Origin of the sequence: Priestia endophytica DSM 13796 (assembly GCF_900115845.1) — a bacterium.
Lineage (GTDB): Bacteria > Bacillota > Bacilli > Bacillales > Bacillaceae_H > Bacillus_I > Bacillus_I endophytica.
Genome location: NZ_FOXX01000015.1, coordinates 1 through 15,398, shown reverse-complemented (window position 1 = coordinate 15,398; position 15,398 = coordinate 1). Strand labels below are relative to the sequence as shown.

Sequence of the window (15,398 nt, the reverse complement as noted above, 5' to 3'; positions counted from 1 at the left end):
TTTTTGTTCCGCATTATGATACGTCGTTCCATAATACAATTATAGCGCTTTCATTTTTAAATATCTAGCTTATAGTTAAAATTATTAGAAGATTCAATATAAAAAAAGCCAGGGCTTTTTTGCACTGACTTTTTTTTATATTCAACGTTTACCAAGATGAATTATCTTCAATCCATGTTTCATAATCATATGCATCGTCTTGATTTAGTTTCTTCCCATCAATATAAATATCCTTCCATTCATATAACTGTTTATCTAAGTAAACGTTAAATGTAATAAGGACATTTTCTTTTTCAGCATAATCATACCCCGAGAATTCAACAACATAATGACGTCCTCTTTTTTCTACATACGTCCACTTTGAATCATCATTATAAGCTTCAAGCGTTATCCCTTCGTCACTAGAACTGACAATTGATTTTACATTCGCTTTTGTTGGTACATAAGACAGACAAGTACCTGTCCCTAGAAACATAGCAATAGCCAGAGCTGTTAGCCCAAGAGCAACTCCAATATGTGTACCACCTTTTGTTTGAAAATAAGCTTCTCTTCTTATTTCAGGCAGTTCTTCTGCTTTTGATAAAATGTTCATCACTTGTTTGTAATACCAACCATTAGCACACATGCCAATAACAAGTGAGCAAATCAGATAAAATACAACATCTGACCATAGTGGGATTTCAACTAAAAAAGATAAAGAAAACCAAATAAGTTCAAGGCCACAAAAGATGTAGAATTGTTTGTACATTTTTCGATATGCAAACCATAATGTATTTAGAAAAAAAGCCGCCCAGTTCCATGAAAAACCGCTTGCTGGGTCAAACTTTTTAGCCCATTTCAAGTCGTAGAATCCTGTGTTTCTACGAACCACTTGATGCTGCTCTTCAAATGACACAGGCTCTTTTATGATATCTTCATCCAACATTATTTCCATTTCTCCTCTTCCATCTAATAGAAAATCATAGCCCTATCATTATACATGAATATTACTGTTTTGATAGCATTTCCTCCTAAAGAAACCCTCCTTATTTTCAGGTGGAATAACGGGGTCAAACGCCTGGACTAAAGAATAACTTATAAAGTTTTTTCCCTATGTCTGGGTTTTTTGTTATCAAAGACGTTTCTCTTTGAAGATGAAAATCCTCAATTGGAAGAGCCTTAATATTTGAACGTCCAATATCTTTCGTGAAAATTTCCGGGAGGATAGAAATGCCTAAGTTTGCAGAAATAAAACCGATAATGCTCTGAGCAAACTCGATTTCACTGCTAATTCTAAGATTGATGCCATGATGCTCATATTCTTTCTCCACAAGCGTTCTTACATCACATCCTGAAGGGAGAACAACAATCTTCTCTTGCTGAAATTCGGAAAAAGACACGCTCTTTTTCCCAGCAAGCGGATGTTGTTCATTCACAAAAAGATAAAAGGGCTCCTTTAGTAATCCCTTACTCCAATGCGAATGTTGAATTGCTCGGTCATCAAAAAGAGCAGCATCAATTTCATTATGGTCTAGCTGCGTTAGCAGATCTTTATAGTGATGCCCAATCTTAATATCAATGTGAGACTTTTCATCGTTAGCTAGTGCTAGCTTATATGGTAAATAAAAAGCCGCCATGCTTTGCCATGTTCCAATAGTAATGTTCCTTTGCTCTTCAGAAGCTCTAATGCTTCTTTCAACGGCATGCACTTTAGACAAGATGTCCTCACTTTCCCGAAACAAAATTTCTCCTGCTTTCGTGAGCTCAACTCCTGAAGCTGAGCGAATAAATAAGGTTGCACCTAAATCATTTTCTAGTTTTTTCATTTGCTTGCTAAGTGCAGGCTGTGTCATATGCAAAGCCTCGCTTGCTTTGCTTAAGCTTTTTTTTTTAGCTGTTTCTATAAAAGATTGAAGCCATTCTGTTCTCATTTTTATCACCTATAACATTTGGTTATACCCTTAGTATATAAGGGAAGTTCCCCCAAAGCAAAAATGGTGCTAGTGTAGATAATGTAGATAACAACAAGACTTATTCATACTTAGGAGGATGTACAATGTATCCAAATAAATTATATATTGATGGAAAATGGTCAACAGTAGAAAAAACAATAGATGTTATTAACCCTGCTACAAATGAAGTTATTGGGAATATTCCAAATGCAGGAGCGCAGGAGGCAAAAGCTGCTGCTGATGCTGCTCATAAAGCTTTTAAAACATGGTCTAAAAAAACAGCAAAAGAACGTAGTGCAATTTTAATGAAATGGCATGAATTAATTGAGAAAGATACGGACAACCTTGCTAAAATTATGACAACAGAACAAGGGAAACCATTAGCTCAAGCAAAAGGTGAAATTGCCTATGGAAATGATTATATCGCTTGGTTTGCTGCTGAGGGTCAACGTCTTTACGGTGAAACAATTCCAGCAAGTCATCCTAACAAACGTATTACGGTAAAAAGACAACCTGTTGGTGTTGTTGCAGCGATTACTCCTTGGAACTTCCCAGCTGCTATGATTACACGCAAAATTGCTCCAGCTCTTGCAGCAGGATGCACAATTGTTGTAAAACCGTCTGAAGAAACACCATTTACAGCGTTCCGTCTCGCAGAACTTGCAGAAGAAGCTGGTGTTCCAAACGGCGTTATTAACGTTGTAACAGGTGATGCAGCTGCGATCGGTGATACATGGCAAAAAGATGGCCGTATTCGCAAGTTAACATTCACAGGTTCAACAGCTGTTGGTAAACATTTAATGCGTGGTGCTGCTGATACAGTGAAAAAACTTTCTCTTGAACTTGGTGGACATGCTCCATTTATCGTAACGGAGAATGCTGATATTGATGCTGCTGTACAAGGATTAGCTACTGCTAAATTCTCTAATGCAGGTCAAATTTGCATTTGTCCAAACCGTATTTTTGTGCACGAAAACATTGCAGAAGAATTCATAGAGAAATTCGTTGCAAAAGTGAAAGAAATTAAAGTTGGAAACGGCCTTGAAAAAGATACAAATGTGGGGCCACTTATTAATCAAAAAGCTGTTGATAAAGTAATTGCTCAAATTAAAGACGCAACTGAAAAAGGAGCTAAGGTGCTTGTAGGTGGAAATGCTATTACAGATAAAGGCGGCTCTTTTATGGAACCGACTGTTATCACAAACGTAACAGAAGATATGAAATGTATGTTTGAAGAAACTTTTGGGCCACTTGCACCAATCGTAACATTTAAAACAGCAGAAGAAGCTGTTGAACGTGCAAATAACAGCCCATATGGCTTAGCAGGCTATGTGTTTACTCAAGATTTAAAAGAAGCAACATATATTTCTGAAGAACTTGAATATGGAATTGTTGGTGTAAATGATGGTTCACCGTCTACTGCACAAGCTCCATTCGGAGGCTTTAAAGAAAGTGGACTTGGACGTGAAGGAAGTCATTACGGTATTGAAGACTATCTTGAAGTAAAATATATTTCAACAGGTCTTTAATTCATATAAAAGGGTAAGAAGCAGCTAGCTTCTTACCCTTTTTCTTATTCTTTGATTATATTGTACTTCTTCAATACTTCTTCTGTAATCTGCTTAGCTTCTGCAGATGTACCGTTAAGATTAACGGCAAATGCATAGTCATGTCCTTCTCTTTCAACATACCCAACATACCATCCTAGTTCATTTCCTTGACCTGTTTTCGCATGGATGGTGTAATTTCTTCCTTCTTTTTGAACCATCATTCGTTTTACAGTTCTCATTACATCTAAATCAAATGGAAGCTCTTCTTTGTACAGTTTTTCTATAAAATTCACTTGCTCTAGTGGTGAGATTCTAAGGGAGCTACTTAACCAAAACTGATCAATTCCGCCGCTAATATCCTTATTCCCATAAGATATTTTCTCTATCCACTCTTTCATTCGGTCGTTTCCAATATCACGAGCCATCTCTTGATAATACCAAACAACTGAATAACGCAAAGCAGATCCAAGCGTATGGTCTCGGTTCCACTCTTCAATCTCACGCTTTTCTCCATCCCAATATTTAATATCATATTCATCCCTTACAGCTCCAACTTGCAGGCCGATAAGTGAATTTGGAATTTTGAATGTAGATTGCGGGGCAAATCTTGTTTGAGCTCTCTCTTTGTTATAAAAAAGTGTTTTTCCAGTTTTCATATCTCGGAGTACAAATGTACCGTTTTTATCATTAAAAAACTCTTCAACATTAAACTCTTTTACATTTGAATTCTTTGCCGCATGTACCCTTTGAGAAGGTTGTCCAAGAAAAACTGTCACAGTACTACAAACAAGCAAGAAAACAGTAACATAACTAATTAGTTTCTTCATCTCCACTCCACCTCACTAAAATTAATTCCACACTCATCTTACCAATTTTTCTCTATTATGAAGATGACAAAACCCTATTAAGTTCATAACATTACCATAATAAATCTTTGAAATTGTTTCAATTGTCCAAAAAGTGTTAAAGTAAATGTAAAAGGAGTGATTCATAATGAGGAAATCCATTCCAGAAGTTACGCTTAATGATGGTACAACAATCCCTGCTATTGGTTTTGGTACATACGCTCTTAATGGAAATGTGGGATCTAATGCGATTAAGGGTGCTATTGACATTGGATACCGCCTAATTGATACTGCTTATAACTATGAGAATGAAGGAACTGTTGGGGAAGCAATTCGCCGTAGCTCCATTCCAAGAGAACAGTTAAGAATTACATCCAAACTTCCTGGTCGTTATCATGAATATGATAAAGCTGTTACAACAATTCAAGAGTCCCTATACAGAGCTAACTTGGATTACTATGATTTATATCTTATTCACTGGCCAAATCCAAAACAAGATCACTATGTAGAAGCATGGCAAGCACTAATTGAAGCTAAAAAATGGGGCCTTATCCGCTCAATCGGGGTTTGCAATTTCTTACCTGAACATATTGAACGACTTGAACGTGAAACAGGTGTGAAGCCAAGTATAAATCAAATTGAACTTCATCCTGCTTTTAATCAGGAATACCAACATAAATGGCATGAAGAACAGAATATAAAAACAGAATCATGGAGTCCTTTATCTCGTGCGAGTGATGTGCTTCATAACGATCAACTTGCCCACATTGCCGAGAAGCACAACAAAACGATCTCTCAAGTTATTTTGCGCTGGCACTATCAGCTAGGAGCAATTCCTATTCCGAAGTCAGCCTCTCCCGAGCGCCAGCTTGAGAATATTTCTATCTTTGACTTTTCTCTTGATGAAAAAGATATGAAACAAATTGCTTCCCTTTCTCGTCCAGATGGAAGAATTAACGATCAAGATCCTGCTGTATATGAGGAATTTTAATATCGAAAAACCTTGCTTTGTGAGAAGCAAGGTTTTTTAATGAAAACTGACGATGTTTCTTATAATAAGCAGCCCAAACAAACAGTATCAATAAAAGCAAAGCACCCTATACACCCATAAAAGCTGAAAAACTAAGTCCAACAATAACAGATAAGGTCCTATAATATATAAGTTCTCTAAATGAAAATATATAAGATGAAACAGTGTAAAAGATAAAGAAGAATCCAAGCAACTGCACGATGCTAATAAGTGTATACATACTATTTCCTTAACTACTAACTTTAGAGTCAGCTAAAAACCTCTCACAACTTACCCTCTATAGTAAATAAAAAGAATCCACTTTAAAAAAGATTTTTCAAAATGGATTCTGATTAAATAGCCCTAAATTTATAAATGTGTCTGCTCTTTTTCTATTTATTGGACTAGATATTCGTGCTTTCTTGAATACCTAATATATTTAGGAGAACGTTTTGTAATCTTCAAATGCATATGAATCTTAAATAAACAATCATTACTATTTTCTAATGTAAAATTGTATTATTTCCACTGTGTAATTTTATCAATAGGGAAACGATATGAAGCGTATCCTTCATCAACTGACTTTCCAATTGATAAAAGCATAACAGGTACATAGCGCTCTTTTTCTATTCCAAAAACTTCAGCAATATTTTCTTTTTCATAGCCTCCAATTGGATTTGTATCGTATCCATGGGCACGAGCTGTTAGCATTAACTGCATTGAAACAAGTCCTGCGTCAATTAGAATTGTTTCACGGTTGTCTTGTGCTGGCAGCTTCTCAAAATGCGCAGTTAAAGCTTGTACCTGTCTTTCTTTAACTTCTTGTGGCATATATCCAAGCTCAACGGCTTTTGAGTAAATCTCTTCGATATAGTCAGCATTTTGCATGTCTGCAAATACTGCGATAACTGCAGATGAAGTAGTAACTTGTGATTGATTAAATTTGGCTAGCTTCGCAAGCTTTTCTTTTCCTTCTTCACTTTCAATAACAAGAAAACGCCATGGCTGCGCGTTAACTGAAGAAGGTGCTGTAGTTGCTTCTTCTAATATTTCAGTCATTTCTTCTTTGCTGATTTTAACTGTTGGATCATAGTTACGTATAGATCGGCGTTCTTTCATAATTTTCATAAAATTGTTCGTTTTTACTGTAGTTCCCATCTGTAAAACTCCTCTATGCTTTAATATTTTCTATATTTTTTTTCATTTGTGATAGTAAATGAAGAAGCACATTACGTTCTTCTGTGCTAATATTAACAAGCATTTCCTCCATGAAACGCTCTTTCTCTTTCTTGTAAGACTCGATTCGTTCTCGTCCTTGGTTCGATAACTTAACAAGCGTTATCCGGTTATCTTCAGGTTTTCTTCTTCTTGATACCATTCCTTTGGTCTCAAGCTGTTTGACGTGTCTTGTAATAGCAGCCCCATCAATATTCACCTTTTTTTGAAGGTCACTTTGACTGATTTCATCCACTTGATAAAGCAATGTTAGCAATTCTAATCGAGATTGGCTAACACCAGTACACTCTTCAAACTTCAGGCCAATCACTTTGCTCAAATAGTGTAGTTGATATAAAATTTCCCCTTCTTGTGAACACCTTGTTGTCAAAAATTATCCCTTCTTTCTTCCAAATGAATTTATTGATACATCAATTATTGATGCATCAATAATATACACCTTACTTTTCTTTTTGGCAAGTGTTTTGTTTATGGTAGTTTTTATTTTGTTCTATCTCCTTTATCTCAATTCGTAAAAAACTGAATCATGAGATCAGAGACCGCAGATATAGTGGGCTTAGTTGATAATAGTATAATTTTAAATATCTTCGGCAATAAAAAAAGCCGAGACTGAATTCAGCCTCGGCTTTTATGTTTTTATTTATAAAACTGTCTTACTCAACTGTAACAGATTTTGCTAAGTTACGTGGCTTATCAACATCACAATCGCGGTGTAATGCTGCATAGTACGCAATAAGCTGAAGAGGAATAACTGCTACAAGCGGTGCAAGTGTTTCATGTACAGCAGGAAGAACATAACGGTCTTCTTCTGTTTGCAAGCCTTCCATAGAAATGATACAAGGATTAGCACCACGAGCTGCTACTTCTTGCACGTTACCACGGATACTTAAATTTACATGTGCTTGCGTTGCTAGAGCAATAACAGGTGTACCGTTCTCAATAAGAGCGATTGTACCATGTTTAAGTTCTCCACCAGCAAAACCTTCTGCTTGAATATAAGAAATTTCTTTAAGTTTTAGTGATCCTTCAAGACCTACATAGTAGTCAACTGCACGGCCGATAAAGAAAGCATTACGAGTTGTTGATAGGAATTCACGTGCGATTTTTTCCATTTCTTCTTTATCATCGCAAAGTGTTTCGATTGCGTTTGCTGCAATAGCAAGTTCTTGTAAGAAATCAAAACCAAGCTCAATTCCTTTTGATTTAGCTGTAACAGCTGAAAGAATAGATAGAACAGCTAGTTGTGCTGTGTATGCTTTTGTAGAAGCTACAGCAATCTCAGGACCTGCATGAAGAAGAAGCGTGTAATCTGCCTCACGAGAAAGTGTTGAACCTTGTACGTTTGTAATAGTAAGAGCTTTATGGCCCATTTCTTTTACTTGAACAAGTACTGAACGGCTGTCTGCTGTTTCTCCACTTTGAGAGATAAAGACAAATAACGGCTTTTCAGAAAGAAGCGGCATATTGTATGAGAACTCACTTGCCACGTGAACTTCTACAGGAACTTTGGCCCATTGCTCAATGAACTGCTTACCAACAAGACCTGCATGGTAGCTTGTTCCGCATGCAACGATGTAAAGACGATCTGCTTCGTTCATTGCTTTTAAGATATCTTCATCAATTTTAAGCTCGTTGTTAGCATCTTGGTATTCGCTAATAATTTTACGAATAACACCAGGCTGCTCATCAACTTCTTTTAGCATATAGTGAGGATATGTTCCTTTTTCAATGTCACTTGCGTCAATTAGAGCTGTGTAAGGCTTACGTTCCATGATTTCGCCTTCTAACGTTTCAATTGTTACATTATCACGACGAACAATAACAACTTCCTTATCCATAAGCTCTAAATATTGGTCTGTTACTTGTAACATTGCCATTGCATCACTTGCTACAACATTAAATCCATCACCAAGACCAACAAGAAGTGGGCTTTTGTTTTTTGCTACAAAAATAGTATCAGGGTCTTTTTCATCGATAAGAGCTAAACCATATGAACCATGTAAAAGACCTACTGTCTTACGGAAAGCTGCATCAACATCTAATCCTTCGTTTGCAAATTTTTCAACAAGTTGCACGATAACTTCTGTATCTGTATCACTTACAAATGTTACATCTTGTAAGTATTCATTTTTTAATAGTGAATAGTTCTCGATAACGCCGTTATGCACTAATGTAAAACGACCTGAAGTACTTTTATGAGGGTGAGCATTTAATTTACTTGGCTCTCCGTGTGTTGCCCAACGTGTATGACCAATTCCAGCTGGTGCTACTACGTCATAATCAACTGCGTCACGTAATTTCGCAATACGTCCTTTTTCTTTAAAAAGTTGAACACCGTTGTCTCCGATTACAGCAATACCTGCTGAATCATAGCCACGATATTCAAGTTTTTCTAATCCACGTAATAAAATTTCTTTTGAATCTTGAGTTCCAATATAGCCGACAATTCCACACATAAACTTTTTCCTCCTTAAGTTAAACCGAACAAGTTTAAATACAAAAGAAACCACTTTTCTGTCGTTGTCCAACGAGTCACCTCGCTGATTTAGACAAGAAAATTACGGCTGTGGTCACATTCAGCCGGGAGGCATCCGCCGAAATATCGATAAACCTCCTCCTCGTCAACTAAGCAACAGTTCCGTCTCTTTGCTTAGTTCAGGCGCTTTTATAAATACGTTAAATGTAGCGTTGCCTCTTTTTCCATATTTAAGAGACGAACAGCTTTATATTACAATAGTCCAAAAAAACCGTCAATTAAAATTTTGTGAACAATTTTTCAAAATTGTTTTTTTACAGGTTAAAACCCTTTACTCATCCCTCCTGTTAAGCATTTTATGACGATATTTACAACTGTATAACAGGCTTGTCATCTACCATAAAGTATCAGACATTAATAAAAATATGCATAAGAAGTGAAAACGTTCCACTTCCTATGCATAAAGGATTAAGCGTCTAGACCCATTTCGTCTACAACAACTTTTACAATGCGATCTACGTATTCTTTACATTCTTTATCTGTAGGAGCTTCTACCATTACGCGCACTAATGGTTCTGTACCAGAAGGTCTTACAAGTACACGGCCATTGTCTCCCATTTCTTGCTCTACTTCTTCAATAATATTTTTTACTTTTTCATTAGATGTTACATTATGCTTATCTGTTACACGAACATTTTGTAGGATTTGCGGGAATTTCTTCATTTCACTAGCAAGCTCTGAAAGTGACTTTTTGGTTACCTTCATAATATTCACAAGCTGGATAGCAGAAAGCATTCCATCTCCTGTTGAAATGTAGTCAAGGAAAATAATATGTCCTGACTGCTCTCCTCCTAAGTTGTATCCATTCTTCTTCATCTCTTCGACAACATAGCGATCTCCTACCGCAGTTTTTACACTTTTTACGCTATGCTCTTCAAGTGCTTTATAGAAGCCAAGGTTACTCATTACTGTGGATACAACAGTACCTTCGTTCAGCATGCCTTGCTCATTTAAATATTTTGCACAGATATACATGATTTGGTCTCCATCAACAATCTGCCCTTTTTCGTCAACAGCAATTAAACGATCTCCGTCTCCATCAAAAGCAAGTCCCACGTCAGCACCTTTTTCTTTTACGAATTCAGCAAGCACTTCAGGATGTGTAGATCCAACTCCATCATTAATGTTCGTACCGTTCGGAGAAGCTCCCATTGTTGAAATTTCTGCTTCTAGATCTGCGAAAAGATGAGCAGCTAGAGAAGACGTTGCTCCATGTGCACAGTCAAGTGCAACATGAATATCAGAGAAGTCCTCATCAACACTCTGCTTCAAGTATTGAAGATATTTTTGACCACCTTCAAAGTAATCATTCACTTGACCAAGGTCCGCTCCTGTTGGACGTGGTAATGTATCTTCAGTACTATTTAAAAGGGCTTCAATTTCCTCTTCCTGCTCATCTGAAAGTTTAAAACCATCAGAACCAAAGAACTTGATGCCATTATCCTGAACAGGGTTATGTGAAGCAGAAATCATCACTCCTGCTTGTGCACCTGTTGCTTTTGTTAAATATGCTACTCCTGGTGTTGAGATAACGCCTAAACGCATAACCTCCGCTCCAATTGAAAGAAGACCTGCTACAAGGGCCCCTTCTAACATATGACCAGAAACACGTGTATCACGGCCAATTAGGACTTTTGGTCGCTCCATATCTTTTGTTAGGACATATCCCCCAAAGCGTCCTACCCGAAAGGCTAATTCAGGTGTTAATTCACTGTTCGCTACCCCACGAACTCCATCTGTACCAAAATATTTACCCATTTCATATTCTCTCCTTTATTCACTGTTTGCTGGATTTTGTTCTTGTTGCTGTTCGTAATTTGTTGTTTGTTCACCTTGCTGCTCTTCTTCTTCTGGTGTTGGTTCTTCTTCTTCTTCTTGTTCTTTAGCTGTTATCTCTACTTTGGCAGTGCTCGTGTTCGGGGTGATTTGCACTCCACTTGGCCCGCTTACGCTAATAGGCAATGTATATGTACCTGCTTCGTACCCGCTTGCACTCACACTTGCGCTAATATCTCCTGCACTTAGAGATTGAATTGTATCTTTAGGTCCTGTTGCACTTATGCTAATTGTCCCATTTGATGGAGTTAACATTTGATAAAGAAAAGAGTCCGATTGACCTCCAATTGAGAGACTGACACCACTAATAGTTCTCGTTGAATTCGTCTCTTCTTCATCTTCCTTCTCCTGTTCTTTCTCTTCCTCTTCTGTTGTAGTCTCTTCTGGTTTCGTTGTTTCTTTTTCTGCTGTTTCTTTTTCGTCTTCCTTAACTTCTTCTTCCTTTGTACTACCTTCAGAAGTGTTAACTTTGACTTTTACACTTTCAGGACTTACTCGCTTGATGCCTTCTGGTAAAGGAACGTTCACCTCTATGGTCTCCGTACCTCTAATATCGCTAACATCAACAGGAATTTCTGAAATTTCACTCACACTCTTTAAAGCATCTTCATCTCCATAAATAACAGCTTCTTTTGTCTGTGGTTCGATGCTTGTTACCTCCACTCCCTCACTGGGAGTTCCAGATGCTTCAAACTTCAATGGGACACTTTTGCTTTCCCTTTTGATTGGTATATTAACTTGTACAAACTCTGGATTTATATCAACGTTAAGTTTATTTAAGTTGCGATCAAAAGCTACAACTTTGGCTTGTTGCTTTATTGTGCTATCTGCATCATCTTCTTCAACTAATGCCTTCACAGAAGAAATAGATTCAATCTGTGACTTTCCACCTGTTACAACAACGCTTTTAGGTGAAACAGAAGGAGTGCCTGCCACATATCCAGATTTAATCTGGTCTGAGGCTAAGCTAACCTCAAGTGGGAACTTTTTTGACACTTTTCCCTCTATTGTAACTTGCACAGTTTTTGGATCAATTTCAACACTTAATCCATCGTCAATATTATGATGAAGTTTAACTTGATGATTACCTGGCTTTAAGTTTTCTAAGTTAGCATATACTTTCACATCTCGCTGAAGTTTAATGTTACTCTTTGATCCTTTCAAGGTAATATCTACTGTTTCAGGCAGTCCTGATACAATGTATTTATCATCATCAAAATAAGCTGTAACAGGAACATCTTGAATGGTTTGGGTTTCTTCATTGCTTGTACTTCCACTTCTACTTGAAGAGTTAAAAGGAGAGCTGCTGCTTCCTGTTTCTTCTAATGTGACGGATAGATACAGCATAAAAGCTAATAGTAAAGCGATGATTTTCATAAACCAATGATTATTCATAAGTTTATCCATCTCTTTTCCCCCTCCACTGCCAGCGAGCTCCAGAGGATGATCTCGTTTGGCCAATAAGTGTGCTTGTCAGCATTTCACCAAGAGAATCTGGAGTTAATTCACGATGAAGCTCACCGTTCTTAGTCACAGAAATACCGCCTGTTTCCTCAGAAACAATTACCGTAATACTATCTGTCACTTCACTTATTCCAACAGCTGCACGATGTCGTGTTCCTAGTTCTTTAGAAATAAAAGGACTTTCTGAAAGTGGAAGATAACAAGCTGCTGCTGCTACTTCATTGCGCTGTAAAATAACCGCACCATCGTGCAGCGGGGTATTCGGAATGAATAAGTTAATTAGTAATTCAGATGATACCTTTGCTTTTAGATCTATTCCTGTTTCAATATAATCTCCCATTCCTGTTTCACGTTCAATAGAAATAAGAGCACCAATACGTCTTTTCGCCATATAACTTGTTGCTTTTACAACTGCTTCAATTACTTTTGTTTGTTCATCTTCTTCAGGAACCGAGCCTCGAGAAAAGAGCTTCCCGCGTCCCAATTGTTCTAAAGCACGTCTTAGCTCTGGTTGGAAGATGATAATAATTGCTAAGAATCCCCATGTAAGTGCCTGGTCCATAATCCATTCGAGCGTTCTCAATCCTAAAAATTTACTTAAGAACTGGACAACAATAATTACCGTAATCCCTTTCAAAAGTTGAACGGCTTTTGTACCTCGAATTACCATAATGATTTTATAAATAACGAACCAGACTAGGAGAACATCGATAACATTTCCTACATAATTCAAAACCGGTAGCTCTCCAAAGAGCATGATCTCACTTCCTCTTTACATAATCATTACCCTATTTTTTATACCGTCTAATTATTATTCGTTTATTTAGTTTTGTGAATACTTTAATATGCTTTACCATAGTGATTTCAAAAGCTTCATAACTTTTTTATTATATCATAAAACGTATTAATATGAGCGTTGTTAACAAGTTGAAAAAAAGATGATATAAAAAAGGCAAAGTAGTAAAATAACTGCCTTTTTATATCATCTTCCCTAATTTCTAAAAAGCATGCACAATGTTATCTGTTGTCGACTTCATTTTGTACCATAACCATTCAAACATTTGATCTAACTCTCTAATCTCGCCAGTTACTTCCCCTGCTGATGCAAGATAATTAGAACCGTTAATGACGGTCACACTTCCATTTACTTTACCTTCTATACGAGTATTACCGTTCCTCACAACAAGATCTCCTTGGACAGTCTTTCCTTCTGGGACAATTGCCGTATGTCCTTTCACTTCAACGTTGTCCTGTTTTGACACAGAGAACTCACTGTTATTCGACCAGCTAGAAAGTGCTCCTCCAAGCATGAGAACGAAAAAAACAGCTGCTGCGGTTAGAAGGGGATGGCCTTGTAACCATCTTCTTGCTTTTGCTCGTTTACGCTCTACAGGTAAACGTTTCATGACTCCTTCCGTGAAGTTTGCTGGAGCACTACCATGTGAAGTACTTTGAATAAAAGCAATTGTTCGTTTCAGCTCACGAAAATGCTCACTACACTCCTCACACTCTTGGAGATGTTTTCTTAGCTTCTGTTCATCAGCTGCCTCTATATCTCCATCAAGATATTCATGCATAAATAGTGAAACATTTTTACATTCCATAGCAATCACCCCTTACATATGACGGAGCTTCTTTCTTAAAGCCTCTCGTCCACGATGAATCCTTGTTTTCACTGTCCCAATTGGTAACTCCATAATATCGCTAATCTCTTTTAAAGGAAGTTCATCTACATACTTTAAAATAATAACTGTTCGATATTTTTCAGGCAACTGGGCAATTTGTTGCTGCACATATTCGTGAAGCTCAAGTTTTTCTACACTTTCTTCTGGGAGCTCTCCATCTGCAGCAATTTGAGAGTACATGTTCAGTCCTTCAGTCCCAGCAACCTCAGCATCAAGAAAGTAATCAGGTTTCTTTTTTCGAATGCGGTCAATGCAGAGGTTTGTAGCAATTCGATAAAGCCATGTTGAGAACTTACGCTTAATATCATAGCTATCAATATTAACATATGCGCGTAAGAAGGCTTCCTGTGCCATATCTTCTGCTTCATGAGCATTTCCTAACATCCTGTAGCAAAGCTGATAGATTTTATCTTTATAATACTCTACAACCTCAGCAAAAGCGTTCTGATCCCCTTTTTTCACTTTCTTTATCTTGCTTTTTATAAACAAATCCATCTCCTGAGTACCTCCGCCCATTGCGGGATAATTGTAGTACGATTCTTTTTCTAAAAGGTTTCATTTCTCCGCAAATATTTTTCATTCTAATGATACATTTTAACATTTTTTATATTACAAAAGAGACAAAATTTAATTTTTTCCCATTTCTACTTTTATATGTATAAAAAAAGGAAACCAAAGAAAGAACAAAAGAATATCCACCTTTAAATAAGAGGGAAAATAGAATCAAGAAGATATGATTAGTTAATATAGAAAGCCTTCGTTTTCAATATATAAAAAACCGTGAAGATTTTCACAAAATATGAAAATCTTCACGGTTTTAAGTTCCAATGAATCAAGATGAGCCATGAAGGACTCGAACCTTCGACCCTCTGATTAAAAGTCAGATGCTCTACCAACTGAGCTAATGGCTCATTGGCTGGGCTAGCTGGATTCGAACCAACGCATGACGGAGTCAAAGTCCGTTGCCTTACCGCTTGGCTATAGCCCAATATTATTCTATATGTAGTTTACCCAATTTCTTTTGTTTTAAACAAAAATGGTGGAGGGGGACGGATTCGAACCGCCGAACCCAGAGGGAGCAGATTTACAGTCTGCCGCGTTTAGCCACTTCGCTACCCCTCCAAGAAATAAGGATGCCGGCAAGAGGACTTGAACCCCCAACCTACTGATTACAAGTCAGTTGCTCTACCAATTGAGCTACACCGGCATAGGTTACTATATTCTTTTAAATGGTGGAGGATGACGGGCTCGAACCGCCGACCCTCTGCTTGTAAGGCAGATGCTCTCCCAGCTGAGCTAATCCTCC

At 37.3% G+C, this 15,398-nt stretch carries 13 protein-coding genes and 5 tRNA genes; 2 read left to right on the top strand and 16 right to left on the bottom strand.

Features of this window, described 5'->3' with window-relative positions:
• Nucleotides 1-148: 148 nt before the first annotated feature.
• Both BM012_RS21020 and BM012_RS21015 read right to left on the bottom strand, forming a co-directional pair.
• Nucleotides 149-934, bottom strand: coding sequence for a DUF2628 domain-containing protein (locus tag BM012_RS21020; protein ID WP_235606105.1), 786 nt, complete (start codon nt 932-934; stop codon nt 149-151).
• Between the two features lie 115 nt (nt 935-1,049).
• Nucleotides 1,050-1,910 carry a LysR family transcriptional regulator gene (locus tag BM012_RS21015; protein WP_061802691.1) on the bottom strand — a complete coding sequence of 287 codons (861 nt, stop codon included), beginning with the start codon at nt 1,908-1,910 and terminating at the stop codon, nt 1,050-1,052.
• A 125-nt stretch (nt 1,911-2,035) separates the two neighbouring features.
• Between BM012_RS21015 and BM012_RS21010 the strand changes: the two genes are divergently transcribed.
• Nucleotides 2,036-3,460, top strand: a complete 1,425-nt coding sequence (locus BM012_RS21010; RefSeq protein WP_061802690.1) for an NAD-dependent succinate-semialdehyde dehydrogenase — start codon at nt 2,036-2,038, stop codon at nt 3,458-3,460.
• 44 nt (nt 3,461-3,504) lie between these two features.
• Here BM012_RS21010 and blaOXA read toward each other — a convergent pair whose 3' ends face one another.
• The gene (blaOXA, locus tag BM012_RS21005) at nt 3,505-4,308 is read right to left on the bottom strand and encodes a class D beta-lactamase (RefSeq protein WP_061802689.1); all 804 of its coding nucleotides are present in this window, start codon (nt 4,306-4,308) and stop codon (nt 3,505-3,507) included.
• 166 nt (nt 4,309-4,474) lie between these two features.
• Here blaOXA and BM012_RS21000 point away from each other — a divergent pair, with 166 nt between their 5' ends.
• Nucleotides 4,475-5,317 (top strand): aldo/keto reductase, encoded by an 843-nt coding sequence (locus BM012_RS21000; RefSeq protein ID WP_061802688.1) that lies wholly within the window; start codon nt 4,475-4,477, stop codon nt 5,315-5,317.
• 537 nt (nt 5,318-5,854) lie between these two features.
• On the opposite strand, the gene BM012_RS20995 is transcribed toward BM012_RS21000, so the two are convergent.
• The 13 genes from BM012_RS20995 to BM012_RS20935 all read right to left on the bottom strand — a co-directional run bounded on the left by BM012_RS20995 (nt 5,855) and on the right by BM012_RS20935 (nt 15,398).
• Nucleotides 5,855-6,493, bottom strand: a complete 639-nt coding sequence (locus tag BM012_RS20995) for a nitroreductase family protein (protein ID WP_061802687.1) — start codon at nt 6,491-6,493, stop codon at nt 5,855-5,857.
• 13 nt (nt 6,494-6,506) lie between these two features.
• Nucleotides 6,507-6,941: a MarR family winged helix-turn-helix transcriptional regulator gene (locus BM012_RS20990; protein WP_061802686.1), complete on the bottom strand. Its 435-nt coding sequence runs from the start codon at nt 6,939-6,941 to the stop codon at nt 6,507-6,509.
• A gap of 283 nt (nt 6,942-7,224) precedes the next feature.
• The gene (gene glmS, locus BM012_RS20985) at nt 7,225-9,027 is read right to left on the bottom strand and encodes a glutamine--fructose-6-phosphate transaminase (isomerizing) (protein ID WP_061802685.1); all 1,803 of its coding nucleotides are present in this window, start codon (nt 9,025-9,027) and stop codon (nt 7,225-7,227) included.
• A gap of 488 nt (nt 9,028-9,515) precedes the next feature.
• Nucleotides 9,516-10,865, bottom strand: coding sequence for a phosphoglucosamine mutase (gene glmM, locus BM012_RS20980; RefSeq protein WP_061802684.1), 1,350 nt, complete (start codon nt 10,863-10,865; stop codon nt 9,516-9,518).
• 15 nt (nt 10,866-10,880) lie between these two features.
• Nucleotides 10,881-12,350, bottom strand: a complete 1,470-nt coding sequence (locus BM012_RS20975) for a CdaR family protein (RefSeq protein WP_061802683.1) — start codon at nt 12,348-12,350, stop codon at nt 10,881-10,883.
• Complete coding sequence (gene cdaA, locus BM012_RS20970) at nt 12,343-13,164, bottom strand: diadenylate cyclase CdaA (protein WP_061802682.1); 822 nt, start codon at nt 13,162-13,164, stop codon at nt 12,343-12,345. The genes BM012_RS20975 and cdaA overlap by 8 nt, the downstream gene beginning before the upstream one ends.
• A gap of 241 nt (nt 13,165-13,405) precedes the next feature.
• Nucleotides 13,406-14,011, bottom strand: a complete 606-nt coding sequence (locus BM012_RS20965) for an anti-sigma factor family protein (protein WP_061802681.1) — start codon at nt 14,009-14,011, stop codon at nt 13,406-13,408.
• A 12-nt stretch (nt 14,012-14,023) separates the two neighbouring features.
• A complete protein-coding gene (gene sigW / locus BM012_RS20960; protein WP_019395607.1) occupies nt 14,024-14,587 on the bottom strand; it encodes an RNA polymerase sigma factor SigW in 564 nt (187 codons plus the stop codon).
• Between the two features lie 343 nt (nt 14,588-14,930).
• Nucleotides 14,931-15,003, bottom strand: a tRNA-Lys gene (locus BM012_RS20955).
• A 2-nt stretch (nt 15,004-15,005) separates the two neighbouring features.
• Nucleotides 15,006-15,080: transfer RNA gene (locus BM012_RS20950), tRNA-Gln, on the bottom strand.
• A 49-nt stretch (nt 15,081-15,129) separates the two neighbouring features.
• A tRNA-Tyr gene (locus BM012_RS20945) sits at nt 15,130-15,214 on the bottom strand.
• Between the two features lie 12 nt (nt 15,215-15,226).
• Nucleotides 15,227-15,299, bottom strand: a tRNA-Thr gene (locus BM012_RS20940).
• A 23-nt stretch (nt 15,300-15,322) separates the two neighbouring features.
• Nucleotides 15,323-15,398: transfer RNA gene (locus BM012_RS20935), tRNA-Val, on the bottom strand.

Bases quoted from the DNA above. Each gene is read 5' to 3' on its own strand.
- sigW (WP_019395607.1), bottom strand. From the start codon at position 14,587: ATGGATTTGTTTATAAAAAGCAAGATAAAGAAAGTGAAAAAAGGGGAT.
- BM012_RS21020 (WP_235606105.1), bottom strand. From the start codon at position 934: ATGGAAATAATGTTGGATGAAGATATCATAAAAGAGCCTGTGTCATTT.
- cdaA (WP_061802682.1), bottom strand. From the start codon at position 13,164: ATGCTCTTTGGAGAGCTACCGGTTTTGAATTATGTAGGAAATGTTATC.
- BM012_RS21015 (WP_061802691.1), bottom strand. From the start codon at position 1,910: ATGAGAACAGAATGGCTTCAATCTTTTATAGAAACAGCTAAAAAAAAA.
- glmM (WP_061802684.1), bottom strand. From the start codon at position 10,865: ATGGGTAAATATTTTGGTACAGATGGAGTTCGTGGGGTAGCGAACAGT.
- BM012_RS20965 (WP_061802681.1), bottom strand. From the start codon at position 14,011: ATGGAATGTAAAAATGTTTCACTATTTATGCATGAATATCTTGATGGA.
- BM012_RS20975 (WP_061802683.1), bottom strand. From the start codon at position 12,350: ATGGATAAACTTATGAATAATCATTGGTTTATGAAAATCATCGCTTTA.
- blaOXA (WP_061802689.1), bottom strand. From the start codon at position 4,308: ATGAAGAAACTAATTAGTTATGTTACTGTTTTCTTGCTTGTTTGTAGT.
- BM012_RS20995 (WP_061802687.1), bottom strand. From the start codon at position 6,493: ATGGGAACTACAGTAAAAACGAACAATTTTATGAAAATTATGAAAGAA.
- BM012_RS21000 (WP_061802688.1), top strand. From the start codon at position 4,475: ATGAGGAAATCCATTCCAGAAGTTACGCTTAATGATGGTACAACAATC.
- BM012_RS21010 (WP_061802690.1), top strand. From the start codon at position 2,036: ATGTATCCAAATAAATTATATATTGATGGAAAATGGTCAACAGTAGAA.
- glmS (WP_061802685.1), bottom strand. From the start codon at position 9,027: ATGTGTGGAATTGTCGGCTATATTGGAACTCAAGATTCAAAAGAAATT.